Here is a 26,807-nt window from a genome sequence, read left to right on the forward strand (position 1 = left end):
AGAGTCAAGTGCAACGTTTTGCTAACCCCTCGGCTGCCAGTTCCATGGCCATGGCTTCCTCGGGCGTTTTCCAACCGAGCGTCTGGCGAGGACGTCCATTGAGCAGCTTGGCGATATCGTTCAATTGCGTCTGCGTGACGCCCGAGAGGTCCATGCCCTTTGGCAAGAACTGGCGTAGCAGGCCGTTTGTGTTCTCGTTGCTGCCGCGCTGCCACGGAGCGTATGGATCCGCGAACCAGATATCGAGGTTCAGTCGCTCGGCAAGCTCGACATGACAGGTCATCTCCGATCCACGGTCGTACGTCAGGCTCTCACGCAGGAAGGCCGGCACCTTCTTCATCTGGCGCGTGAAGCCCTCGAGTGCGTCTTGGGCGGTACAGCCGTCCATGCGGCACAGCACGACGAACCGTGTTTTACGCTCGACCAGCGTTCCAACGCAGGATCGATTGAACGCGCCTTTGACGAGGTCGCCCTCCCAATGTCCCGGCCATTGCCGCGTTTCAATCTGCTCAGGCCGATGAATGATGCGCAATTCATCCGGCACGAAGCTCTTGCGCGCAAGGGTTCGACGGGTGGTGCCGCGCGCAGGCTTCTCTTGGCGAAGCGCCTCGATCATCGCCTGCTTGAGTCCACCTCGGGGATGGGTATAGATCGCGGCGTAAATCGTTTCGTGGCTGACGCGCTGGTCAGGATTGTCTGGATGCATGTCGCGGAGTCTGGCAGCAATTTGCTGCGGCGACCAGCGTCGATAGACCAGTTGATGATGCACATGCCAGTACAGCGTACTGCCTTCGCTCAACTTACGACGCCGTACGCAGCGCCGACGGCGAAGCCGATAGGACGAGGCCGCCTGGGTTGCTTCGTAGCGCGGCGTTGCCGCATTCCGATTACGAGCCAGTTCGCGAGAAACCGTCGAAGCGCTGCGCCCCAATCGCCGTGCGATCTCTCGCATGCTGGTTCCCCGCTGACGTTCGATCATGATTGCCGCGCGGTCCTCCGCGCTCAGATGCTGGTACTTCTTCATCACAACACCTTACTTGATTCAAGGTGTTGCACTTGGAACTAGAGATTAAGCAGTCCCTTGATCAGTACGTCGATGCCTTGCTTGCCGACGCATTGGCCAGCGTAGTGATTCAACCATTCCCGGGCGAACGCAAAGCGATCCATCGGCAAGGCGGATGTGCCTTCGGCCTTCGCTGGGTCGGGCAACGAGGCCGGAACGTCGAGCGTGAAGCGGTCGATAGGAAAACATGGCGTTTCGGTGGGAAGTGCTGGATATGCTTCAATGCGCGGCAATTCAGAACGAATTGAAGGCGCGCGCACCGCCGCGTCGCGTTGCTGCGCGTCGCGTTGCTGCTGTGCCTGCCGGTCCTGCGCCGCGTTCGCCCGCGCGGCAGCGGCCTGATCAGCAGGCATCGGGGCCTGCTGAGCCGACACAGCAACCGACATCAACGCTGTGATCGACAGCGCCGGCAGCCCCTTCATTATCTTCATTTTCTATCTATCCCTGATTCTGCCTAATCTCCATACAACCTATACGGGCCTTCTGTTTTTAGTCGTATTTCAATTCCAATGAAAATTTTCCTTTATTCACATCAACAACAAGGATGAACAATTTCCATTTTGGTTGATTTTGTGAGACAAAAAATCGACGATGCTCAACCAACAATTCCAATAGTCTACTGTTAAGACTAGCGCTACCCAAAAACCATGAAGAATCTCCATTTTCCGCGATGGCATCAAACTCAAATTGCGCCTGATCGTCGTCATCCGCGAGTTGCGCTCGCATAACGATCGAATGCGATCCCGCCGGAGCGGCGTCATAAAGCAGCTGGCCAATCTCCTTACATATATCAACATCTCGGCTGTCCATTACCTTCCTCCAGGCGAATTCCTAAAATACTGCTGCGCCGGTCGACCATTGCCTACTACGTACGTGATGTTAAACCCTTCAGGTCTTCGACTATCACCTTGGTATTGCGGTTCGATCGAAACCTTCACTTGCTTTCCCGCACTCAGCGCGTCGGCCCAACTATTCTCCAATTGCTTCCATGCTCCGCGATTCAAGTTTGAATCCATTGGAACTATGTTTAGCTTCTCTCCAGGCCCGTTCAATATGGACGCGATCAAATGACCGCCGTCATCTCCACTACCTCCTTCGCGCCCCGCCTTGACCTGTTGGTAACCATTTCTATCCTTTGTCAACAAGGACAGGTCACCATCGACTCGAGTTACCCGTGCTAGGGAATCAGTTTGATATACCTTCGAATCGTCAACGTTATAGACCGTATTGGGCTTCGGATTATTCAGTTCAGCATTCCAGTTGGATTTCCCACCAGAAACGACTTTGATCGTACGAAGAGCGCCGGCGCCCACTGAGGTCAGTGACCCTGCGGCTCCCGCGCCGATGCCCGGCGCAGCGCCGATGCCTAGCTCAGCGATCAGTTGCGATCCCTGCAACGACTTGAGCGCGTCCATGCCGGCATAGCGAGTGTAGCTCTGAAGTGCCGAGGTACGCAGGGAAATCAGGTTCGTGTCGGCTGCCTTGAGATTGAGCAGCTCGTCCGTCTCTGCGGCCGACAAGCCGCCGGTATCCCGAAGCTTTTGTTGCAGTTGATTTTCTCGAGCCGAGTATTCGACTTGTTGCTGTCGAAGATCAGTCAATGCAGCCTTGCAAGCGTCCGCGCTTGCGCAGCTCTTCGCTTTTGCTTCGTTATCTTCCCAAAGCTTGGCGTACTGCTGTTGCACCTTCTGACGGCATGCGCTCGGGTCCGCAGCCGTCGAACAGCTGACCTTCGCCAACGCACGTGCCGTCTGCTGTGGTTGAGTGAGGAAGTTGTTTTCGACTTCCGTTTGGGCAGCCGTGGTCGCAGTCGTCGCGCTTACACCGCCGACGGCGGCAACACCTGCGACGATGCTTGAAATAAGGTTACCCTTGGCCTGTTTCTCAGTTGCAGTTTCGTTCGGACTGTCGGCGAACAAATTGCTCAACAGGCTGGCCGAGGCTGCGCCCATTGCGCCAGCACCGCAGCTCTGGCTGCTCGCTGCCGCTCCCGCACATGCAACGATCGCATGCATTGCCGCATGTAGCGGACTCCCTTCCGTTACCGCTCCCTCCTTGACAAGGTCACCGATATAGGCCGCGCCCTGCTGCTGCAGGTAATTCACAATCCCTGCCTGAACAAATTGCCCAGTGCTGCCTGTGACGTTACCGCCCGCAGCAGCCGTCAAGGCAGACAACACCTGTCGATAGCTTCCTCCCGGCCCCCAATCCGCCATTAGCTGGTCCGCTTTCTGTTCCGCAGCGGCACGTTGTTCGGGCGTCAAATCAAGATTCTTCGACGCCTTTCGCGCGGCATCCGCTTCCTTCATTCGGTTGTCTACAAACGTACCAACCTGATTGATGAACTGGCTCGTGATGTCGAAGCCGGCCTGAATCTTGTCCTTGTCGAAGATCGGCGCAAGAGCGCCGCCTGTGTTGGACGTATCACGATTGACGCTAGCAACCGTCTCATCGGAGGTCTTCCCGGTGAGCTGTTGTTGCTTGGCGTTGTCGGTAATCTTGATCGAGCCACCACTGATCCCGCTACGCGTGGTCGAACTCGCATCATCCGAAGCGCTCAACGCAATTGGAGGTGTGGCCGAGAATCCACCACGATTCGGAAGGTCCGTGCCAGCGACGGGATTCACGTTGTCCGCCGTGCCTTTCTGATTCTTCCCGATCGTGCCGCCGTAGCCCCCCGAAATCCCGACCGACGATGCATCGTACGATGCGTGATTCTGAATATCGCTATACGTGAGCGTCGCAGTCGTCAAACTGTTCACGCCGTCCTGAACAGACTTGTCGCTACTCGCGATCACTCCGCCCTTGAGGTCGGTATTGCCCTTTACATCGACCTGATAGCCGGCATCGCCCGCCTTGATGCCTGACTGCTCAGCAACCGCCGCGTAGTCACTATGCATCTTCTGCTGACTAATGTTGCCGGAGACGCTGGACGACCCAGCGCAAATCGGTGGCACGCATACGCTGACCGACACGCCAGCACTTTGCTGCTTGGAGTCGTAGTGGTCAGTATTCTGCAGGCTCTCGATATTCAGATTGCCGCCCACATCGGCGATGACTTGCCTACCGGACGCAACGGCGCCCTTGAGATTCGTATCGCCGCCCGATTCGATCGTCAGCGTATTGCCGGCCGTCACGTGCGTATTCGACCATGTGGCCGAATCGCCGTTGGCGTTACCCCGATTGCCTGCCACGCCGGCTGTGAACGCAATACCATTCTGCTGGCCGAAACCAATCGATACACCGACGCCAAAACTGCCGCCACTGTTGGTTGAATGCATACTGCTCGTACTCTCGGCAGCTTGCAGGTTCACCTTGCCGTCCGCCTTCAGCTTCGTGTCATTGCCCGCCGAAATCGTGCTGCCGATCACATCGATGTCGCTGTTCGCACCTGCACCCGTCGCCGTGATCGATACATTCCGGCCTGCCGATACCGTACTGCCAACCGCCGTGCTTGCCTGCGCCTGCGATTGGTTATCGCTCTTGCTCGCGCCGAGGGAAATATTGATGCCGACAGACTTCGCGGTCGTCGCCGGATCGCCTCCACCCGTTGCATCGTAAGTGTTTTTCGCGGCAAGACCGGTTGTCACTACAGCCAGTGCCGTCAGGCGCGCATCGCCTTTGGTCTTGCCGGCCGCTTCAATCATCTGTTTGCCAGTTTGCGCCAGCGCGATTACCGGACTCGACAAGCCCACCGTCACACCAGCTTGGCGGTATTGCTGTTGCTCGGCCTGGCTCATCGTGTCATACGCCGAATCTAGCCTGACACCTTTGCCCGTAATATCGACGTCGTTACCGGCGTGCAAAATCGCCGCTGTACCGTTCACGTTGTTACCGGCTGCTATCGACAGGTTCCCGTCGAGCGAACCGATTGAGCTTGCATTGTTCGTCACGGTTGCGGACTGTTGACGATCCGTCATGGACCGCGAGCCAACTGTCACCGACATGCCACCGTTCGACAGCAAGCCGGATTCCTTTTTCTCGTAGTAGGTCGACGATTGAACCGTGTCCCGCGAGGTCTTGATGTTGACGTCGCGCGCGGCCGACAGCACCACATCGTTCGTGCCGACGATATTGCTTCCCGTCACGTTAATGTCCCGCCCGCTCTTGACCGTGACGCCATCCGCGGAAATCGTGCTGCCTACGCTATAGGTCGCGGTCTGATCGATCCCGCTCGCGACCGTCGAACCGCTGACGACGTTGCTGTGGCTGTGCGTTTCGTGCGAGTTATATTCGCGTGCCTCGGTCGCCGCGCCCACATTCACGTCGCCCACCGCCAGCAGATTCGCATTGCCCTTTTCCAGGCTGATCGCACTGCCGCTTAGCGTAATGTCCTTGCCCGACACGATATTGATCGTGTTGCCAGCGGTCAGCGTCGTGCCTGCCAGCGTCTGGCTCGATGAATGCAGCGTTTCCGCATAGCTTCGGCTGCCGTCGTCACCCGAACTGTTCGCATTCACCGTCGATGTAGAACTCGCCGTTCCTAGCATCACATTGCCGTTGGCGGCAATCGTCCCGCCTTGACCAAGGTCGATCTGCGCGCCCTTCGCCGTCAGATCGCCTCTGACGGCGATTTCGGACTGCCCACCCACCTTCACCGAACTCCCGACAACGCTATTGAGATCGGTGTTCGACACGCCATTCGCCCGCTGGACGATCTTGTGCTCGCCAACCTGCTGCGTGCCGAGCGTCCAGTCGCCACCAACGTTCGCGCCGAAATTGCCGCCGACCGTCAGGCTGCCTGCATTCTGCTGGAAGTTTCCGCCGGTCTTGATCGACGCATCGCCAAGCACATCGAGTTGCGCGGTCGGCCCGAGCGTCGCCTTGACGCTCGTCGCACCGTCACGACTTACCTGGGTGCTGGTGTTCGTCGCGGTGTTCAGAATCAGATCGCCACCGGCATTCAGATTCAGGCTGCCGGCCTTCACCTTGGCCGAGGTCAAATCGACCTGACCGTCCGTCGTCAGCGACATCAGCCCGCCGCTTTGCAGCGCGCCGAACGCGTTGTCGATCTGCTTGCCTTGGATCGACAGCGTGTTGTCGGCCTTCACCGTGCCGCTATTCGTGAAGTTCTGCGCGTCCTTCAGATCGATGTCGGTGGCGGTGATCAGCGGACCATTGACGTTCTGCTGGTTCGCCTGCGCCAGATACACGACGGGCACGAGCACCGACTGGCCGTCGACCACGCGCGTTTCCATCATGATCACGTTGCCGGTCAGCTTCGATACCTGATCGGCGGACAGGCTCGCGCCCACCGGCAAATCGAGCGATCTCGCCAGATCCGCGCCAGCCCCCATCAACGACTGATACATCGCCTGCAAATCGGTGTACGGGCCGAGCACGGCCTTGCCCGTGAGCGCCGTCACCTCGTTTCTGACAAGCTGCTGTTCGTAGAACCCGTCGCCGAGGCGCTTGGGAACGTGCGTCAGATCTACGCCGATCTGATTGAAAAAATAGTCGCTCGACAGGAAGGTCTTCTGATTCGTGAACGCAGGGTTCGTCTCGATCACGTAGTTCGCGTTCGGCGACTGGCTCGGCCTGTACAACCCGCCCTGCGGAATCGAGAGATTGTCCAACACCCTTTGCGCCGTCGCGCCGGCAATGATCGGGCTGACGGGCTGAACGGGCTTGCTCGTCACGGTCCCGCCTTTCGCGCCGGTGCTGGAAACCTGCCCCGTTACCATACCGCCCGACGTTTTCGACACCGCGGCATTACCGTTCAGGCTTCCAAACGTCAGACCCGGTACTTCCTGGCCGGGAAGCAGCCCGAGCGACGGAATCAAGGCATTGCCCGCCGTGTTGTTGATGCTGACGCCCGTGCCCGTGATCGTGCCGTTCGACCCCAACGTCGAGTCGTAACCGGCAATCGCATACTTCTTGACATCGGCCGGCGCCGCCTGGGTGTAGCCGCCCGGGCCGCCGACGAACGGCATGTTACCGAACGGCAATGTCCAGTTGTGCTCGCTATTGTCGTAGTTGTTGTAGTGGTAATAGCCCGAATACGTGACGGTCACGGCCGGTGCCTGCTGGCCGGAAGCCGCCCAACCGTCGCCGTCGTAATGCTGCGGCATGTCGACGTTGCCCACGGCCGTGATGTGGCTCCAGTAGTTCTGGAGGTTCCCGACCGTCGTCGCGTCGATCTTGCCGCCCGACACGATCTGGCCGGCAGCACTCAACGCCGTAACCGTGTTCGCGACTGCCGTGCCGGTATAAGTCGTGTATTGATAGCCGCTGTTCCATTGCCCGCCGTTCGGCGGAACGGTAAACACACCGCCCGGCTGGGTCTGCAGCTTCGCGATGATGGGCGCCGGATCGTAATCCGGATAGTTGGGATCGCGCGAGAGGTTGATCCAATGAACATCCTGACCACTACAAGCGGCCATGTAGTACGCAATGCAGCCCGACATGCTGATGCCCAGTTGCTCCAGCACCGCGGGGTCGACGCTCGTGGTCCCGCCCGATGTCTGCATCTGACGACGCGTGTTCGTGACGCGGTCCGCATGCAGTTCCATGTCGCCACCGGACTGGATCAGCGCCGACGCATTGTTGACCAGCGCCGCATTCGTGTAATTGCCGCTCGCGTCCTTGCTGCCCGCCAATACGACCTTACCCATGCCGAAGATGGCCGTCGTCGCCATCGTGTCGGCGGACAATGTATCGTCCCGGTTCTCGATGTCACGCGCGAATATCTCGAGCGTGCCGTTGGCATCCGATCCGCCGATCAGTGCAGTCGGCCCAACGTTCGAAATCGTACCGGTCGCATTGAGCGACGCACTCGCGCCGACGAGCGCGCCCGTGTTGAACAAATTGGCCGATTGCGTCCGCAGCAGCCCGCCTGCCGTCATCGCGCCCACGTTCACGATGTTGCCTGCATTGACGCTCAGGTTGTTCACCGACTGCAGGTTCGCATTGTTCGTGAAGGTGCCTGGCAGCGTGAACGTGAGATCGTGACCGACGTTGAACTGCGTGTCGAAGGTCGACACGTAGTCGCCCTGCAGATTCACGTTCACGTCGCGCGCCGCGCTGTACGCCCCGCCGCCCAGCAACGTGGCAACCGACATCGTCAGATTGCGCGTAGAACTGACTCGGCCATTCGTGTTCGTGATCGCGCCGCCTGCCGCCACGTTCACGTCGCCGTTCGTATTCGCGACGTTACCGATCGCGCCGCCGCTGTTGTCGACGGTATTCGCGTTCACGTGCAGGGAGCCGCCGCTGAGCTGCCCGCCTTGGGTGTTACTGATCGATGCCGCGCCGATGGTGACATCGCCGTTGCCGGTGATCGCGCCCATGCCTGACACGTTGCCGGCATGGCTATTCGCGATCCAGGCCCCACCCTGGACGTTCATCTGGCCCGTGCCGAGATCGACGACGGCACCGTCCGTATTGTCGAGCGACGCTGCTCGAAGATCGAGCGTACTCGCGTCACCGGCTGTCGACTGGCCCGCCTGGACGTGACCGCCGCGGTTGGATACCGCGCCGCCGGCCGAGAGCGATAGTGAAGCATTCGAGCGCAGCAGGCCCTGCGTGTTGTTCACATCGCCGCCAATCGCCGCGTTCACACCGCGTTGCGCGGCGAGAATCCCGTTCGCGTTGTTCCAGTTGCCCGCGCTGACGACGGCCTGCCCCTTGGTCACGATGGTGCCCGAAGCATTGTTCAGCGAGCCGGCTCCATTGCCCGGCGCGATCGTCAGCGTACCCGTACCGGCATGCGTGATCGTTCCGCCCGCATTGTTCAGCTCGGCCGGCCTGAGCGTGAGGTCCGTACTGTTGGTCTGGATCACGCCGGCCGACGAGTTGTCGAGTGTGCCGGTGACGTCGACGGCCATCGCCGACGTTCCGTATTGAGTGATCGTGCCACCACGGTTTGTCAGGTTCGCCGCCGTCAACGCGAGCTGGTTTGCCTCGAGTCTGCCTTGGTTGTTATCGAGCAGATTGCTGGCCTTCACAATGAGATTCGGTGCAACGATCGACCCTTGCTTGTTCGTCATCGAGCCGGTCTGGATCGTCGCATTCGCACTCGCGCCGATTTGTCCGCCGTCGTTGACCAGCATACCGGCGGTCACGCCCAGGTCCGTACTCGACAGCAATTTGCCGTTCGCGTTGTTAAGCGTTCCGCTGACCTCGGCCGCCAGCCCGGCCTGCGCAGTGATCGAACCCGCCGTGTTGTCGAGCGTTGCGGACCGGGCGTCGACCCGGCCATTGCCGACGATCTTCCCGCCCGCATTGCTGATCGCATTCGCCCCATTGCCGAGCGTAAGCGTGCCCGTCCCGACATGCGTAATCGTGCCGTGATCGTTGATCAGCGTCGCAGGAGACAGTGTAAGGTCGGTACTGCGGGTCTGGATCACGCCGCCAGCCGAATTGTCGATCGTGTTGCTGACGTCGACTTTCATCGCCGACGAGCCATACTGGGTGATCGTCCCGTTATGGTTCGTCAAGTTCGGCGCGGTCAATGCGAGCTGATTCGCCTCCAGCGTGCCTTGACTGTTGTCGAGCAATTCGCTCGCGGTCACGCTCAGCGTCGACGCAGCGATCGACCCGCCGCTGTTCGACATGGTTCCACTCTGGACCGACGCGTTCGTATTCGCGCTGATCCTCCCGTTATCGTTTTTCAGCGTGCCGCCTGCGATGCCGAGGTCGGCGTTCGACAGCAGCTTGCCTCCGGTATTGTCGAGCGCGCTGGCGACGGTTGCCGTCAATCCGGTTTGGCTGCTGATTACCCCGGCCGTGTTGTTCAGCGTCCCCGTTCGAGCTGCGACACGCCCGTTGCCGGTAATAGTGCCGCCGACATTCGACACTCGGCCCGTACCGTTATCGATCGTCAACGTACCATTGCCGGCATGCGTGATCGTGCCGCCATCGTTGACGATGGCCGCCGCCCCGAGCGTGAGGTCGGTACTGTTGGTTTGCAGCGTACCGCCGTTCGAATTGTCCAGCGTGCCCGACACGTTCGCGCTCATCGCGCCTGTGCCGGTCTGCGTAATCGTGCCGCCGTGGTTCACAAGGTCGGTCGCATTCAACGAGACCTGGGCGGCCTGCACGGCACCCGCACTATTGTCGAGGGTCGTGCCAGTCAGTGTGGCGCTCTGGCCGGCAATCGAACCGCCGTTGTTGGTCAGGCGCGCGCCCGCATCGACCGCCACCTTCTGTGCGGCCTGCAAAACTCCATTGGCATTGTCGACCGATTGCCCGGACACATGCAGGTTTGCATTGGATGTGATCCTGCCGTGGTTCGCGACCTTGCCGCCTCGCACGGTGACGTGGCCATTGCCGCCTATGATGCCGCCCTGTGCGCCGTTCGCGGTCCTACCTGCCGCATTGGTCAACTCACCGCCCGTCGTCACTGTCAGGCCATCGCTGTTGAGCGACGTGATCCGACCCGCCGTGTTGTCCAGCGACGCGCCGGCCACTGTCATGCTAGCCGCGCTTTGAACGGTGCCCTGGTTGTTCGCGATGGCGCCGCCACGCACGTCCGCCGTGCTTTCGGATACCAGTTCGCCGGACTGGTTCGCGATCTGTCCGCCGACATTAACCGCCAATGGGCCTTGCGACGAAACCTTGCCGCCCTGGTTCGACAGGTTGCCGCCGGTCAGCGTCACGCCGCCGCCGCTCGACAGGATGCCGAGATCATTCACCACCGTGCCTGAAGCGTTGGCCGACACGACTCCTTGAGCGCTCGTCGTCGCGTTCGCGAGATTCACGTCGCCCGCCACTGCGTTCAGCGACAGATTGCCGTTCGCCGCCGTCTGACTGCCGGCGAGATTCACCGCGGCACCGGTCAGCGAAGCGGTACCGCCGGCTACGTTCTCGCCGGTCGCCCTCAACCGACCCGACGTCGTCACGCTCAGATCGCCGGCGTGCGCGACGGAACCGTCGTTGTTCACGCCCGCGCCCAGCGTACCCGTCGAATCGACGCTGCCCGCATTGACCGTCGTATTCTGCTGCGCAGCCAGCGTCCCGCTGTTCGTAACATCGGCGCCCGTGCTTGCCGACAGCGACTGCTGCGCGTACGTCGTGCCGCTATTCTGGATCCCGCCTGCAGCCGACATCGCGACGTTGCCGCTCGCCGTCGTCTTGCCGGTCAGCACCAGGCGACCATCCGACTGCAATGTCAGATCACCCGCCTGTGCCGCGATCGTGCCGGCGTTCGCCACGCCGACACCGGCCGAATTGCCGACCAGAAACACCCGATTCGCGTACATGCCGCCCAATTGGGCGACGTCGATCGCGACGGCCGGTGCCGCGCCATCGCCCTGAATCGGCGTCGCGGAAAGCGTGTCGTGATTGACTTGGTTCGAGCCGGCGATCACATTCAGATTCTTCGCGTAGATCGCGGCGTTAGCCTGAACAGCACGCGCAATGATGTCGGTCTGATCCACCGTGGACGCATCCAGCCCCGCGCCTTGCACGGTCACCAGGCCGCGACTCACGTTGAAGCCCGTCAGCGAACCGTCCGCGCCGAACTGCGGCACACCGGTCGTTAGAACAGCACGCGACGTATTGATGAACCCGCCGCCATCCACGACGATCCCTGCAGGATTGGCGAGAACGATCTCCGCGCGGCTCCCTGCGATCTCGACATACCCTTTGATCTGGCTGGCCGCCGTGCTGTTGACCTGGTTGACGATGATGCGCGCCGCCTGCCCCGCGCTCAGGTTCGGATTGCCGTTGATATAGCCGGCCTGCTGCGTGTTGACGATCGCCGAGGCGTTGTTCAGGATCGCGCCGTTCTTCTGAACGTCGAACTGGTTGTAGGTGTTCAGCGATACGCCGGCGGCGCTTGGCTTGTTGATGTTGACTTGCGGCAGGCCGTTGGGTGTCTGCACCACTGTGGGTGCGTGCGGCCCCGCGCCGACGATCTGCGCAGTCGCCCATATCGGATTCGCGCCGGCTGCGACCAACGCGCCGAATGCGGCGACGCGCAACGCGAACTTCGCTGCCGGATACCCGCCGCCGCACTTGGCGGCACGGCGAGTCTCGCCCGTACTTGTTTTCCCCGTCCTGCCGGCCGTCTCTTCGACTGCAACCAGCATACCGCGCACGCGGCTGTACACCAGCCGATATTGGTTCTTGTTCATGATGTTGGTCTACTCGCGATTTTTTTGTTTCGATCCGCTCTCACGGCATCGAACATCGCTGGAATCTAACTGAAACGTAGAAAGTCAGCGTCAAAGAACGTCAATCGTTGCCCGGGTGACACAGCTCGTTCGCGCCGAAGCTCCAACACGGGCGCTCGCCCCCGCTATCCCGACCGTGGCAAGTTACATATTGCGTCGTCCGCAACTATAGGCACCATTGTAATGGCAATCCGCGCGAATATTACCTCACCCATCACCTCAAAAATCCCTGACAGAATTGCGAGGGCGAATTGGCGCACAACCGATAATCAACTTTCTTTCAACCACATATCACCTTCCTGAGCCCGGCCAGCTACGGCTGCTCCGTCGATGCATTTCCGCATCGGCGCACTCCGCAGCACTGGGAAATTTCAACCTGTATGCCGCCGTCGGACGAGTAAATATTTCCACCGGAAAATACTTTCAGTATGACACAACAGCAAGAACGAAAGCATATTGCATTGACGCCATCGCCACAATCACTCACATCCACGTCTACGTGAAGGACAATTACTCCTTCAACGACAAAGGCGACGGAAACAGTCAATATCTCGGGCATTGGAATAAAAATGACATGATCCTTTCGTATCGCGCAGCCGTCAGCGATATAATCGACGGGAAGAAGCTTCACACCCGGATGGGCAACGCGCCGATTACGGAAACAACCACCAACAGGCACTATTTCTCGGGAGATCCGCTCGACAAGCCCGTTGACAAGCGCCCCGGGATCAGAAAACTCCTCATCAAAAACGTCTACTACCCCGTGTATAATAAAAATTACAACGAGTGGCGAGAACTGCACAACAGGGGCAGTGACTTCATGATCTACAGCAAGCCACAGCTTCTAAAACTCAAAAAGCCGATTAAAATCAAACTGGAAACAATATGCCGCCCGTTAGAACCCATGTAAAAATAATCCGCCGAGCCCCCTTCATTGTCGGCACATTGATATTTTTATTGCTCGTCGCAAGCAGCATCCTTTTTTTACAGGGCAACCATGATTACACCGACTGCTTACACCGAAACTATAACGGCAAGCTAAACGGCGGAATCAAGGAATTCAACGACAGGAAATACATGATCAATATCTGTGGAAGCGGCATCAACAATAGCCGCTTCCTTGGCGATGGCATGGACTCGGTGCAATTGACCGTCACCGATACTCATGGTGATATTTTGGCCAAGAGATACTACAAAGTATTTTGGGATGGGCAACCGGGCCACGAGCCGCTCAGAATAGGGCCCGATAGCATTACTTATCAAGATGACGAGAAGCAAGCCGACTATACAATCACCATGCCACCGACCATGATCGACCGGGCAAGAGCGCGACTTCCATTTTTCAACTAAGCGGATGCGATTTTTCCGATACTCGACAATCCACGCCCTGCCGGATTGAAAGGAGCGTGCCGCGGGTTTTGGATCGCACCACCGAAATTATTGTTCCAGCTGCCCCGAGCGGCAACATCATCCGTCAGTGGGCTCCGGCACGTCGATCGCCAGCAGCGCGGAGCTGACCGACTTGCCGTGCGCGTCAAGCGCGAGCGAACGCGTGACGCCGCCGCCAAGCGCATTGCGCAGCACGAAGTTGAACGCGGCAAGTGCCGGCAGCTCGTAGCGCACGACGTCGCCGCGCACGATACCCGCGAGCCAAGCCTTCACCGCCGGCGCATCGAGATGCGCGCGCAGGTGTTCGTAGTGACGCGGATCTCGGCAGATGATCGACACGTTCAGCGTATTGCCCTTGTCGCCGGTGCGCGCATGCGCCAGTTCACGCAGTTGCATCAGGCCTCCACGAATGAAAACGACGGCGTCACGGCCGCGCGCGGCAGCAGCACCGACTGCACCGCGATCACCTCGCGCGTCGACTTGAACGCACCGCCGCCGCCAGCCGGCCCGTTCGTATAAAGCGTCTCGACTTCGTTGCCGATCCGCGCGGCCTCGGCCGCGCTCGCCGCACGGCCGGTCACGCGCACGCGCACTTCGGCTGGCTCGCCGCGCACGGCGGGCGTCGCGTCGCCGTACAGCGCATCCACGCCGATCAGATCGAAGCGCAACTCGGTCGCGGCCACGCCGGTCAGCGCGAGCCGCTCGCGGACGATGTCGAGCGCGAGCCGCGCACGCGCCAGCGCCCCCGGCCCGCCATACGAAATCTGCCCTTCGCCGACATGGCCGTCGACATACGCGACCGACACCTTCAGCGTATCGGTGCGCGCGGCGCCGCGCCCACCCGTCACGCGCACGCGGTCCGGCGCTTCCTCCGTGACGGTCACGCCCGTGAAATTTGCGACGACGTCCGGCTGCAGGTAGCGCGCCGGATCGTGAATCTCGTACAGCAACTGTTCCTTGCAGGTCGCCTCGCTGACGCGACCGCCCGCATGCGGCACCTTGGTGATCACGACCGAGCCGTCGCCCGCGACCTCGCCGATCGGGAATCCGAGCCGCGCGAGATCCGGCACGTCCTTGTAGCCGGGGTCGGCGAAATAGCCGCCCGTCACCTGCCCCGCGCATTCGAGCAGATGGCCGACGACCGTCGCGGCGCCGAGCGTGTCCCAGTCGTCCATCCGCCAGCCGAACGCGTGGATCAGCGGCGCGGCGAACAGCGATGGATCGGCGACGCGCCCGGTCAGCACGACGTCCGCGCCGGCCGCGAGGGCATCGACGATCGGCGCGGCGCCGAGGTACGCATTCGCGGACACGATGCGGTCGCGATACGCGGCGACTTCGTCGCCCGACTCCTCGAAGCGGAAGGCGCCGCGCAGCACGACATCGAGCACGTCGTCGCCCTCCACCGCCGCGACCCTCAGCCCCGCGAGGCCGAGCGACCGCGCGATCTGCGCGGTGCGCCGCGCGGCCGAGCGCGGGTTGGCGGCGCCCATGTTCGACACGATCCGCACGCGCTTGCCGGCCGCCACCGGCAGCACGGCGTGCATGCGCGCGTCGAGCAGCGGATCGTAGCCGAGTGACGGATCCTTGCGCCGCGCCTGCTGCGCGATCGCGATCGTGCGCTCGGCCAGGCATTCGAAGACGAGATAGTCGAGCTGCCCGTGTTCGGCCAGTTCGACGGCCGGCTCGATCCGGTCGCCCGAGTAGCCGGCGCCCGCGCCGATGCGCACGCGCCGTTCGTAGGATGGCTTTGCTGTCATGTCGATACCGTCATCCGGCGCGCGCGCCGGGAAAAATCAAAATACGCCCAGCACGACGCACGCGATCGTCATCACGATCGAGGCGCCGAACAGCAGCGGGAACGTGAACTTCTGATGCTCGGCCAGCTCGATCCCGCACAGGCCGACGACGAGGAACGTCGCGGGCGTGAGCGGGCTGACCGGAAACCCGGTCGTCATCTGGCCGAGCAATGCCGCCTGCCCGACATGCACGGCCGGCACGCCGAGCTGGCCGGCCACCTCCGCGATCACCGGCAGCACGCCGAAGTAGAACGAATCGGGATCGAACAGCATGCTGAGAGGCATCGACGCGAGGCCGAGCGCGACCGGAATGTGACCGGCCATCGACGGCGGCACGAAGCCGACCGCCGCCTGCGCCATCGCCTTCAGCATTCCGCTGCCCTGCATGACCCCGGTGAACACGCCGGCTGCCAACAGGATGCCGGCCATCATCAACGCCGCGCGCGCATGCGCGTCGATGCGCTTCCTCTGCATGTCGACGTCCGGGTAGTTCACCATCAGCGCGACGCACAGCCCAACCATGAACATGATCGCGGGCGGAATCTTCTCGCCCATCACGACCATCGTTCCGAGCACGACGAGCGTCAGCACCAGGTTGAACCAGAACAGGTGCGGCCGGCGCAGCGCCTGCTCGTCGGGCGTCAGCTCGCGTTTCGGCAGCGGAATCGACGCATCGTCGCGCGACAGGCCGAGCCGCTTCTCCTCGCGCCGCCCGAGCCAGTACGCGACACCAAACACGAACGCGAGCCCGATCGCCTGCACCGGAATCAGCGGATTGAACAGCGCCGACACCGGCAGGTGCAGCGACGCCGACGCGCGGATCATCGGCCCCGTCCACGGCAGGAAGTTGATCCCCGCCGCCATCGACACCGCGGCGGCCAGCACGCGCCGGTCCATCTTCAGCCGGTCGTACAGCGGCAGCACCGCGGGAACCGTCACGAGAAAGCACACGGCGCCCGAGCCGTCGAGGTGGATCAGCAGCGCGAGCAGCGTCGTACCCATCACGATCCGCGTGGGCCGCGTGCCAACGGCGCGCAGGATGCGATCGATAATCGGATCGAGCGTGCCGGCGTCGGTGATCGTCCCGAAATAGAGGATCGCGAACACGAACATCCCGACCACGGGCGCGAGGCCCTTCAGCCCGTCGATCACGAATTTGCTCGTCTGCAGCCCGAAGCCGCCGATCAGCGACGCCGCGATCGGCACGATGATCAGCGCGACGAGCGGCGACATGCGCTTCGACAGAATGGCGGCCAGCAGCACGACGATCGTGCCAAGCCCGAGTAACGGCAGCATCCGTGTCTCCTACCTTGTCTTTTGTTGGAGACGAGCGTAAGGTCGGCGCAGCAATAGCACAATTGAAATGATTTGATCGCAGCAATCACGAATCGTTATGGATCTGAACCTTCGCGACATTCGCGCGTTCGTCACCGTCGCGCAGGCCGGCAACTTCACGCGCGCGGCCGCGCGGCTGCACCTGTCGCAGCCGGCGCTGACCGTGCAGATCCGGCGGCTCGAGGACATCGTCGGCGCGCGGCTGTTCGACCGCAACAGCCGCAGCGTTGCGCTGACGCAGACCGGGCGCGAACTGCTGCCGCTACTGCAGCGCTCGCTCGACGACATGGAGCGCATGCTGCGCGATGCGCGGGCGCTCGGCGAAGGCGCGAGCGGCACGGTGCGGTTCGCGTGCCTGCCGACGTTCGCGTCGAGCCTGCTGCCCGAGCTGATCCAGTCGTTCCGGCGCGACGTGCCGCGCGCGGGATTCGAGATTCGCGACGGCGTCGCGAGCCTCGTCACCACGCTGGTGCGCAACGAGGAGGCCGATCTCGGCTTGACGGGCGGCGATGCGTTCGATGCGTCGCTCGACGTGCTGTACATCGGCGCCGACCGGCTCGTCGCCGTATGCCCGAAGGATCATCCGCTCGCGCGCAAGCGGCGCGTGCGCACCGCCGACGTCGCCGCCGTGCCGCTCGTGCTGACCGCGCAGGGCACGAGCGTGCGCAGCGTCGTCGATGCCGCGCTGGACGCGGCCGGCTGCACGCCCGACATCGCGTGCGAACCGACCTACATGATGACGGCCGTCGCGATGGTGCGCGGCGGCCTCGGCGTGACGATCCTGCCGGCGACCGCGCGCGAAGTGCGCGCCGAGCCCGACCTCGTCGCGAAGCCGATCGACGACCCCGCGTTCGTGCGGCCGATCGCTCTCGTCGCGAAGCGCGGACGCACGTTGCCGCGCGTCACGCAGGCGTTCGCCGAGGTCATGCTGGCGGCATTGAAAACGCGCGCGTAAACCGCGCGCCTGGAACACCGGCCGGTTGCTTACTGCGAGTTCGACTGATCCGGACCGACCTGCAGCGATTCGCCGATCGCATAGAAGTTGCCGCCCGCGATGTAGTGCAGGCTGCGCAGCGCCGGATCGGCCGATTCGAAATACCAGTGACCGTCGCGGAACACGCGCGTGTCCGACCATGCGCCGACCACCTCGCCGATGAACAGGTCGTAGGTCTGCTGGTTGTGCGGCTCCGGAATCAGCTTGCATGCAAGCCAGCCCGAGCAGCCGGCGACGAGCGGCAGGTCGTGGCCCTCGACGTCGAACAGCGTGACGCCCGCCTCGCGCAGCTTGTCGGGCCGCTCGGCAAGGCTGTGACTACCGACCGCATGCGTGAGCTGCAGCTGCGCGGCCGTCGGCACCTGGATCACGAACGTGCCGCTGCGCTCGACGAGCTCGCGCGTCTTCGCGGACTTGTCCAGCACGACGGTCAGCTTCGGCGGCAGGAAATCGAGCGCGCACGCCCATGCGGCTGCCATCACGTTGTCGACGCCGTCGTGACGGGCCGACACGAGCACGGTCGGGCCGTGGTTGAGGAGACGGTAGGCTTTCTTCAGCTCCACCGGAGCGATGTGACTGTCCATGCGGGTTCCCTGGTGAGCGGCGCGCGCCGGCCGAAGGCCGCATTCTCGCACTCAATGCCGCTCGCCGCCGATGCGGCGCGTGCGCCGCCCGGCACGCGCGGCCGCGCCGCGTCGCATCAGCGCCGCCCCGCCGCCCAGTCCACCGCCGCGTCGAACAGCGCGAGCCCGGCCGGCGACAGGTTCGCGAACGTGTCGTTGTCGAGGAAGAACATCACGCGCCGCGCCGGCGCGAGCGTTTCGTAGTCCATCGTCGCGCCCTTCTCGTACGCGAAGATCGCGGCCTTGTCCGGCTGTCCGTACACGGTCGCGATCGTGATCGCGCCGAGCCCCGGCTTGCCCCAGCTCATCGGCGCCTGCTTGCCGTACACGTCGGCCACGCCGGCCGGCAATCCGGCCGAGACCGGATGCGGCGCGTTGACGAGCCACAGATAACGTTCCTTGCCCGTCTCGCCAAAGTCGACGTCATGACGCTTGCCGGTCATCGCCAGATCGTCGAGCAGGTCGTTCTCCCACGTGACGAGCGGCTTGTCGAGCGTGCGCCAGCCGGGCCGCACATGCTTCGACGACACCGTCGACGAGATCACGACGAGGTCGGCATCGCGCGCCGCGTCGGGCGTCGCGCGCTCGTCGATCAGGCGGACTGCATAGCCGCGCTCGCCGAGGTGCTGGCCGATCCGCTCGTCGATCTTCAGGTTCGGGCCGCGCAACTGCACGAGCATCGCAATGCGCGTGACCGCCGGTGCGGCAACGGCGGCGGGATCGGCGGCAACGGCAGGGGCGCTGGCCGACAGGCCCGCGCATCCGGCGAGCACCGCGCCGGCGAGCGAGCGCAACACGCGACGCCGCGTGCCGGCGCCCAGGGCGCGCACGGCGCCGGTCTTCATGCTTCCGTTCATCGGGGTTTTCTCCAAAATCGTGCGCCGTCATGCACGCCGCGCGGCGATTGCATGAATCGGGCGAATGGCGTCGATTGCGCAAATGGCGCGGTCAAAACTGCAGCGTGGTCAGCAACGACACCTGCCTCGCATCACCCACCGCGACGAAATAGCGGTTCGCGCTCGACGGGTAGTACGTGCGGTTGAACAGGTTCTTCACGTTCAGCTGGAACGACAGCTTCTGCTTGCCGAGCCGTGTGTCGTAGGTCGCGAACGCATCCGCGAGCACGTACGACGGCAGCGTGAAACTGTTCGCCGAATCGCCGGGCCGCGCGCCGACGTAGCGCGCGGCCGCGCCGATGCGCAGGTCGTCGCCGCCCGCCAGCGTGCCGACGTCGTACACGGCCGCGAGCGACGCCGTGTGACGCGCGACGTTCCACAGCCGGTTGCCCGTGTAGAGCGGATCCTCGGTGGTCTTCGCGTCGAGGTACGCATAGCTCGCGATCACGTTCACGCGCTCGCCGATCCGGCCCGACAGGTCCAGCTCGACGCCGCGCGAACGCGCCCTGCCCGACGTGCGCCAGTCGGTCAGCTTGGTCGTGTCGTTGAACTGCGACACGAGCACGTTCTTCTTGTCGATGTCGAACAGCGCGAGCGTGCCGGTCATCCCGCCCGGCAGGTCGAGCTTGCCGCCGACTTCCCATGCGGTCGCTTGCTCCGGCGGCGTCGCGGCGTCGATCACGTAGCCCGACGTCATCGGCGCGATCGACGATGACGGCTTCAACGACTGCGAATAGCTGCCGTACAGCGAGAACGCGTCGGTCCACTTGTAGACGACGCCCGCGCGCGGCAGCCACTTCGATCCGCTGAGATCGGTGTTCGCCTTGAACGGCCGGCCACGCCCCGCGACCTGGTTGTACGTGATGTAGCGCAGCCCGCCCGACACGATCCACTTGTCGGTCAGGTGAATGCTGTCCTGGAAGAACACCGACGTGTCGTGCAGCGTGTCGGTCTGGTCGCTGTCGCTCGCGGACACCGTACTCGACGGCGGCAGCAGCCCGTAGACCGGAGCGACGTAGCTGAACGGCGTCTTCACTGCCTGGCGCAGCAGATCCTTGCGATAGATGCGGCGATACTCGGTGTCGACGCCCAGTTGCACGTCGTGACGCATCCCGCCGAGCGTCAGCTTGCCGTTCACGTAGCCGATGCCGTAGCTGTCGGTGCTGAGCGAGCCGTGCGTCGCGTCGTTGCTGCGCGACAGCGTGCCCGTCACCGGATCGACGCCGGTCGTGCGCAGCTGGTTCGCGTCGTAGGTCTCGCGGTTGTAGCTGTAGCCGACATGCGCGCTCCAGTCCGCGTTGAACTGGTGATCGACGCTCAGCTGCGCGAGATGCGATTCGCCGTCCATGTTGTTGAACGGCTCGTCGATGCGCCGCCGCGCCGGAATGTCGAGCGGCGCGTTGGTGCGCGGGTCGAGCGCGGTGCCGCGATCGAACGGCGAATGGAACGTGCGGTATTCGTAGGACACGACGACCTGCGTATCGCGGCCGTACCACGCGAGCGACGGCGCGACGAAGGTCTGCCGGTATTCGCCGAAGTTGCGCCAGTACAGCTCGTTCGACTGGTCGACGATCAGCCGGTACGCGAGCCGCGAATCGCCGACCGGGCCGGTCGAGTCGAAGGTCGCGCTGCCGCCGTTCCTGCCGTGCCCGAACGTCGACGCACCGAGCGAGATCGCGTTGTAGCGCGTCATCTGCGGCTGCTTGCTGACGACGTTCACCACGCCGCCCGGATCCATCAGCCCGTATAGCAGCGACGTCGGCCCCTTCAGCACCTCGACGGTATCGACCGCCGCGTTGAACGAACGCCCCTGCACGATCGGCATCCCGTTGTGCATGACCGAGCCGTCGCGGTTGTCGCCGAAGCCGCGCTTCATGATCGTGTCCTGCGTGCCCGCGAGCGTGTTGCCCTGCGTGATGCCGCTCACGTTGCCGAGCGCGTCGTCGAGATTGCGCGGACGCTGGTCGCGCAGCACCTGCGCGGGCACGACGTTGACGGCCTGCGCGGTCTCGAGCAGCGGGATGTCCGTGCGCAGCACGCCCGCTTCCTTCGTCGGCCGGTAGCTGTGTGCGCGCAGCGCGCTGCCGCGCACGGTGATGGCCGGCAATTCGGCGGCCGCATCGGTGCCGGCCGGCGCGGCCGGCGTGCCCGAACCGCTCGCGCGCATCAGCGTATAGCCGCCGCCCGGCTGGCGCAGCCCGACGAGCCCGGTGCCCGCGAGCAGCCGGTCGAGCGCGCCGTCGACGTCGAAGCGGCCATGCACGCCGCCGCTCGTGCGGCCGGCGGTCAGTTCGGCGGGGAATGCGAGCAGGATCCCGGCGTCGCGGCCGAAGCGGTTCAGCGCCGCTTCGAGCGGGCCGGCCGGAATGTCGAATGCGCGGCGCGATGCGCGCTGCGTGCCGGTCGCCGCATCGGCGCCGGCGCCGGTGTCGGCCAGCGCGGGCAGCGGTAGCAGCGCCGACAGCAGGACGGCGCCGGCCAGCCGGCAGGCCATGCGGCCCGGCCCGGCTGATGCGGCTGATGCGGCAGGTGCCGCGGGTGTGGCGAACGCGGCCAGGCGCGACACGCGCGGCAGTGGACGGGCGGGCGCCGGACGGCGCCGCTGCGTAAGACGGATGGAAACCATGATCGAGATGTCGGTGGACGATGGGCCAGTGCTGCTTTCACGACTCATGTCACGCGAGCATCGAGAAACAGCTCAGGAACACGAAAAAATTTCTTGCAGTGCTCACGAACCGGCCGGCACGACGGTCGCCCAGTAGCGCGTCACGTACTCGACGTCGATCGGCAGCGTCGCCTTCAATGTATCGAGCACGCGCGCGGGATCGTCGAGCGGATAGGTGCCGGACACGCGCAGGCCGGCGACGGCCGCATCGCAACGCAGGCTGCCGCGGCGATGGCGGTCGAGCTCGGCAACCAGGTCGGCCAGCCGCATCCGCGATGCGACCAGCATGCCGCTCGTCCATGCCGACGCATCCGCATCGAGCGGTGCCATCGCGCCGATCGCATCGCGCGTGAACGCCGCGCCCTCGCCCGCCGCGATCACGCGCGCGCCGGCCGCCGCGTCGGCCGGCTGCACCCGCACCGCGCCCGCGAACACCTCGATGCGCGTCGCGCCGCCGCGCTGGCGCACCGCGAAGCGCGTGCCGAGCGGGCGCAGCTCGCCTTGCGCGGTCGCGACCACCAGCGGCCGCGCGGGCGTGCGATCGTCGTGGCCGCTCGTCACCATGATCGTGCCGCGCAGCAGGGACAGGCGGCGTGCGGCCGCGTCGAAGCGCACGTCGAGCGCGGTATCGGTATCGAGCACGACGACCGTGCGATCCGCGAGCGTCACCGTGCGCCGCTCGCCGACCGCCGTCCGGAGATCCGCAGGCCCGATTGCCGCGCGCCGCGCGGGATCCGCCATCCAGGCGGCGCCCCCCGCGAACAGCAGCACGGCCAGCGCCTTCGCGGCCGCGCGTCGGCGGCCCGCACGCGGCGGCAACAGCGCCGCGTGCGCGGCCTGCGGGTCGAGCCCGGCCGCGAGCCGGCCGATGCGCCCTTCCATCGTTTCGATATGACGCCACGCCGCGTCGTGCGCCGGATCCTCGGCACGCCAGCGCGCGAGCGCGGCCGCGAACGCGTCGTCGCCGCGGCCGGCCTGCCGGTCGACCCACCATTCGACCGCGCGACGCGCAACCTGCGGCGGCACCGTCGGCGTTCCCGGGGCGGCCATCGGTCAGGCCGCCATCGCGAAGAAGCACTGCGTGCCGGCCTTCACGAGATAGCGTTTCACCGTCGCGAGCGACACGTCGAGTTCGCGCGCGATCTCGGCCTGCGTCAGCCCGTCGAGCTGCGCGAGCAGGAATGCGCGCTTCGCGGCGAGCGGCAACCCGTCGAGCAGCCGGTCGATCTCGAGCAGCGTCTCGCACACGATGGCGCGCGCTTCCAGCGATGGCACGTACGCTTCGGGACGCCGCGCCAGCACGTCGAGATACGCGCGCTCGATCTGCTCGCGACGCCAGTGATTGGACAGCACCCGCTGCGCGACCGTCGTCAGGAATGCGCGCGGCTCGTCGGCGCCGATCGGCTCGTCGCGCGCGAGCAGCCGCATGAAGGTGTCGTGTGCGAGATCGGCCGCGCGATGCGCGCAACCGAGCTTCCGGCTCAGCCAGCCGCGCAGCCACGCATGATGGCCGGCATAGAGGGCGTCGATTTCTCGATGGAGGGACAGCTTGTCAGCGGACATGGCCGGGTTCCGGGAGCGCAGCGTGCAGTTGTGTAAATGAGAATGATTATTATATACAAAACCGGATACGCACCTTGCGGTATCGGTGCGCGGCGACGTCGGCACGGCGGCGCCCGCTGATCAGATGGCCCGCGCGACGCACGCAATGCGCGCGAAATACCATATCCCGCCCGCATCGCGCCATTCGATTCATTAAATAGTCCATTGACGAATCGACGACGAACGCCTCGTCAGCGAAATTCCGCCGAAATTCGCGCGGAATTATCACGAATCCGGCAATGCACCAGCGGTTCGCATCGAAATGCAAATCGATTGATACACAACGTTCAATAATACGAATCTCTCAATAGACCTTTCCGCAGCATGCGGCTGTCTGCTTTAGGTCGCACCAGGGAATTTCATTTTTGCCGATCGACGGCGGCTCGGTAGTCTCCTGCCATTCCGGTTCAAAGAAGCAAGCCAATACGCAAGGAGATTAGATTGAAACGCACGACCCTCTCGCTGATTTCGCTCGCGTCGTTCGCGGCCATACCCGCCGCGCACGCGCAATCGAGCGTTACGCTGTACGGCGTGATCGACACGTCGATCACCTACGTGAATCACGCGCAGGGCAAGGACAACGCGTGGATGCTCGGCAACAGCAGCGCGGGCAACCTCGCAGGCAGCCGCTGGGGCGTGAAAGGCACCGAGGATCTCGGCGGCGGGCTGAAGGCGCTGTTCCAGCTCGAGAACGGCTTCGACCCGAGCAACGGCCGGCTGGGCCAGGGCAACCGCCTGTTCGGCCGGCAGGCATTCGTCGGGTTGACAAGCGACCGCTACGGCACGCTCACGTTCGGCCGCCAGTACGATCCGCTCGTCGACCTCGTGCAGGGCATCACCGCCGACAACACCCTCGGCAGCGCGTTCGCGACGCCGGGCGACGTCGACAACTACGACAACAGCTTCCGCGTCGACAACGCGGTGAAGTACACGTCGGCCGTGTATGCGGGCCTGCAGTTCTCGGCGATGTATTCGTTCGGCGGGATCGCCGGCAGCACCGGCGCCGCGCAGTCGTATTCGGCCGCCGTGTCGTACAACAACGGGCCGTTCAGCGTCGCCGGCGGTTACTTCCACGCGACCAACAGCCCCGCGTCGAACGGGCTGCGCAACGGCTGGACCAGCTCGTCGGACGGCACCTTCGACGGCCCGATCAACACCGGCTATGCGAGCGCGCACTCGATCGGCATCGCGCGCATCGCGGGCCAGTACGTCGCCGGCCCGTTCACGTTCGGCGTCGGCTACAGCAACGCGCAGTACCGCCGCGACGCGAGCTCCGTGTTCAACTCGAACGAGCACTGCAACACCGGGCAGGGCTTCGTGAACTACCAGGCGACCAACGCGCTGCTCGTCGGCGTCGGCTACAGCTACACGCGCTCGGGCGGCGATACGTCGGCGACCTATCACCAGGTGTCGGCCGGCGCGGACTACAACCTGTCGAAGCGCACCGACGTGTACCTGACCGCGGCCTACCAGCACGCGAGCGGGCAGACCGGCGACGGCACCGGCGGATCGATGGCCGCGCAGGCGTCGATCGGGTCGTACGGCTATGCGGGCACGAGCTCGCAGACGATGGTCAACCTCGGCCTGCGTCACCGCTTCTGATCGACGGTCGGCCGGTTGCGTGCGATATCGTGCGGTATCGCACGGCCGGCCGGTCGACGGAATCGGATCGCGGATCGCGGATCGCGGATCGTGCGTTGCACGTTGCGATTGCACCGACACGGCGGCTACGGCCGCCGTGTCCGATTCCAGTCGGCCCTCCCACGCGTCCTCGCCGTTTTCCGCCCGAATCGCCGCGCCATTCAATCCCGATTCGCGGCATAACTGACGCACGGCGTCAGTATTGCGATGGCCGCTGTCCGCCGGCATGCGCGAGATCGCGGCTTTTTTACCGATTCCATTGCGTCGCACGGCGATACCGGCGTCAAGGAAAATCCCCGAAAAACCCGCCGGCAAATGCAAAGGAAAGTTTGACGCCAGCCATTTGACCGCACGCTATGGCACACTTCGCGTCTGCGTAATTTCCTTGCACCGGGCGCCCGGATCCCGCCCCATCCTGCCATGCCGCGTCAGACTACCCGTTCGCTCAGCCATGCCGTGCTGAAGCTCGCCGCACCGCTCGCGCTGTCGTGCGCGCTGCCCGGGCTCGCCCGGGCCGACTGCCTGGACGACGCGGCCACCTTCCAGAAGGTGAGCGTGAGCCTGCTGCGCGGCATCGCGCAGGTCGAATCGGGCATGAATCCGAACGCCCTCAACACCAACACGAACGGCACCGTCGACATCGGCCTGATGCAGATCAACAGCACCTGGCTGCCGACGCTCGCGCGCGAAGGCATCACGCGGGAAAGCCTGTTCGATGCGTGTACCAACGCGTATGTCGGCGCGTGGATCCTGTCGCAGAACATCCGCCAGCTCGGCGCCAACTGGACCGCGATCGGCGCGTACAACGCCGCATCGCCCGACAAGCGCCTCGCGTATGCCCGCAAGGTCTATGATGCAATCCGGACCATGCCGGATTCGCCGGATACTCCCATGCCCATCCTTCCGCCCTCCTTTACGCCGCCGCAACAGGTGCAGGCGTACAACCCGTTCGCAAGCCTGAGCGTGTCGGCGCCGCCGGTCGCGCGGGCGCGCACGCTCGCGCCGGCCGCCCCGCCGCCGCAACCGCAAGGCGGGCCCGCCGGCCCGGCCGGCACGTACAACTTCGGCTGGACCGTCACCGGCGCCGACCAGGCCAAGCCGACCCAGGTGTTCGACGACGGCGCGCGGATCTACGTGCAGTTCAGCGACATGAAGCACGTGCCGGCGATCTTCACCGAAACGTCGTCGGGCCGTGTGCTGATGTCGTGGGAGCTGCAGTTTCCGTATGCCGTCCTGACGCGGCCCGCGCAAACGTTGATCTTCCAGCTCGGGCCGTTCGAGGCGCGCGCGCAGCGCGGCGGTGCCGGGACGACGGCGCAGGCCGCCATCGGAACGACAGCGGGGACGCCGCGCTCAGGCGCGACGGCGGCAACCGCAGCGACAACCGCCGCCACCGCACCGGCAGCGAAACAACCCGCGGCGAATGCGTCGGCCAGGCGCACCGCATCGTCGGATGCGCTCTGGTATATCGATACGGCGTCGACGTCCGGCTCGGCAGCGACCGCCAGCACGGCAAACACCGCGACGGCATCGACCACGTCGAATACGCCGGCAACGTGGCCCACCGCCGTGACGTCGAACCCGCCGACACCCGCTGCGACGCCTCAGACGCCTCAGGCGCCAGCCGCGACGAAGCCGGCCGCACGCGTCAGCACCGACGCGCTCTGGTACATCTCGAAGTAACGC

General features: G+C 64.0%; 16 protein-coding genes and 1 pseudogene. 5 read left to right on the forward strand and 12 right to left on the reverse strand.

The features are described from left to right. Positions 1-4: 4 nt before the first annotated feature. The 4 genes and pseudogenes from ACTJKF_RS22825 to ACTJKF_RS22840 form a co-directional block, all read right to left on the reverse strand. Positions 5-1,024, reverse strand: a complete 1,020-nt coding sequence (locus tag ACTJKF_RS22825) for an IS30 family transposase (RefSeq protein ID WP_440624553.1) — start codon at positions 1,022-1,024, stop codon at positions 5-7. Between the two features lie 50 nt (positions 1,025-1,074). Beyond that, positions 1,075-1,485 (reverse strand): annotated as a pseudogene (locus tag ACTJKF_RS22830) (ShlB/FhaC/HecB family hemolysin secretion/activation protein); the annotation flags it as partial. 67 nt (positions 1,486-1,552) lie between these two features. After that, positions 1,553-1,873: a hypothetical protein gene (locus ACTJKF_RS22835; protein ID WP_440626346.1), complete on the reverse strand. Its 321-nt coding sequence runs from the start codon at positions 1,871-1,873 to the stop codon at positions 1,553-1,555. Continuing rightward, a complete protein-coding gene (locus ACTJKF_RS22840) occupies positions 1,873-12,141 on the reverse strand; it encodes a hemagglutinin repeat-containing protein (RefSeq protein ID WP_440626348.1) in 10,269 nt (3,422 codons plus the stop codon). Before ACTJKF_RS22840 ends, ACTJKF_RS22835 begins: the two co-directional genes overlap by 1 nt. Before the next feature lie 277 nt (positions 12,142-12,418). On the opposite strand from ACTJKF_RS22840, the gene ACTJKF_RS22845 reads away from it, so the two are divergent. Next, positions 12,419-13,090, forward strand: coding sequence for a DUF6402 family protein (locus tag ACTJKF_RS22845; protein ID WP_440626350.1), 672 nt, complete (start codon positions 12,419-12,421; stop codon positions 13,088-13,090). Beyond that, positions 13,066-13,530: a hypothetical protein gene (locus tag ACTJKF_RS22850; RefSeq protein ID WP_440626352.1), complete on the forward strand. Its 465-nt coding sequence runs from the start codon at positions 13,066-13,068 to the stop codon at positions 13,528-13,530. Before ACTJKF_RS22845 ends, ACTJKF_RS22850 begins: the two co-directional genes overlap by 25 nt. 117 nt (positions 13,531-13,647) lie before the next feature. Here the strand turns inward: ACTJKF_RS22850 and ACTJKF_RS22855 are convergent, their stop codons facing one another. From ACTJKF_RS22855 to ACTJKF_RS22865, 3 genes are read right to left on the reverse strand one after another with little or no spacing between them, the layout of a single operon-like run. Further along, positions 13,648-13,965 (reverse strand): AtuA-related protein, encoded by a 318-nt coding sequence (locus tag ACTJKF_RS22855; RefSeq protein ID WP_440626354.1) that lies wholly within the window; start codon positions 13,963-13,965, stop codon positions 13,648-13,650. Further along, complete coding sequence (locus ACTJKF_RS22860; RefSeq protein ID WP_440626356.1) at positions 13,965-15,326, reverse strand: acyclic terpene utilization AtuA family protein; 1,362 nt, start codon at positions 15,324-15,326, stop codon at positions 13,965-13,967. Before ACTJKF_RS22860 ends, ACTJKF_RS22855 begins: the two co-directional genes overlap by 1 nt. A 36-nt stretch (positions 15,327-15,362) precedes the next feature. Beyond that, complete coding sequence (locus ACTJKF_RS22865; RefSeq protein WP_440626358.1) at positions 15,363-16,661, reverse strand: CitMHS family transporter; 1,299 nt, start codon at positions 16,659-16,661, stop codon at positions 15,363-15,365. A gap of 97 nt (positions 16,662-16,758) precedes the next feature. Here ACTJKF_RS22865 and ACTJKF_RS22870 point away from each other — a divergent pair, with 97 nt between their 5' ends. Next, positions 16,759-17,655 (forward strand): LysR family transcriptional regulator, encoded by an 897-nt coding sequence (locus ACTJKF_RS22870; protein ID WP_440626360.1) that lies wholly within the window; start codon positions 16,759-16,761, stop codon positions 17,653-17,655. 29 nt (positions 17,656-17,684) lie between these two features. Here ACTJKF_RS22870 and ACTJKF_RS22875 read toward each other — a convergent pair whose 3' ends face one another. From ACTJKF_RS22875 to ACTJKF_RS22895, 5 genes are all read right to left on the reverse strand, one after another. Next, complete coding sequence (locus tag ACTJKF_RS22875; protein WP_440626362.1) at positions 17,685-18,278, reverse strand: flavin reductase family protein; 594 nt, start codon at positions 18,276-18,278, stop codon at positions 17,685-17,687. Between the two features lie 116 nt (positions 18,279-18,394). Next, positions 18,395-19,174 carry a hypothetical protein gene (locus ACTJKF_RS22880; RefSeq protein ID WP_440626364.1) on the reverse strand — a complete coding sequence of 260 codons (780 nt, stop codon included), beginning with the start codon at positions 19,172-19,174 and terminating at the stop codon, positions 18,395-18,397. A 91-nt stretch (positions 19,175-19,265) separates the two neighbouring features. After that, on the reverse strand, positions 19,266-21,887 hold the full coding sequence (locus tag ACTJKF_RS22885; RefSeq protein ID WP_440626366.1) for a TonB-dependent siderophore receptor: 2,622 nt from the start codon (positions 21,885-21,887) through the stop codon (positions 19,266-19,268). A gap of 54 nt (positions 21,888-21,941) precedes the next feature. After that, positions 21,942-22,928, reverse strand: a complete 987-nt coding sequence (locus ACTJKF_RS22890) for a FecR domain-containing protein (protein WP_440626368.1) — start codon at positions 22,926-22,928, stop codon at positions 21,942-21,944. Positions 22,929-22,931: 3 nt separating this feature from the next. After that, entirely contained in the window at positions 22,932-23,441 is a 510-nt protein-coding gene (locus ACTJKF_RS22895; protein ID WP_440626370.1) for a sigma-70 family RNA polymerase sigma factor, read from the reverse strand. A gap of 480 nt (positions 23,442-23,921) precedes the next feature. On the opposite strand from ACTJKF_RS22895, the gene ACTJKF_RS22900 reads away from it, so the two are divergent. Together ACTJKF_RS22900 and ACTJKF_RS22905 are read left to right on the forward strand one after the other, a co-directional pair. Continuing rightward, positions 23,922-25,082 carry a porin gene (locus ACTJKF_RS22900; RefSeq protein WP_440626371.1) on the forward strand — a complete coding sequence of 387 codons (1,161 nt, stop codon included), beginning with the start codon at positions 23,922-23,924 and terminating at the stop codon, positions 25,080-25,082. 459 nt (positions 25,083-25,541) lie between these two features. Next, entirely contained in the window at positions 25,542-26,804 is a 1,263-nt protein-coding gene (locus ACTJKF_RS22905; RefSeq protein WP_440626373.1) for a transglycosylase SLT domain-containing protein, read from the forward strand. Positions 26,805-26,807: the final 3 nt, after the last annotated feature.

The organism is Burkholderia sp. 22313, from assembly GCF_052045245.1.
GTDB lineage: Bacteria > Pseudomonadota > Gammaproteobacteria > Burkholderiales > Burkholderiaceae > Burkholderia.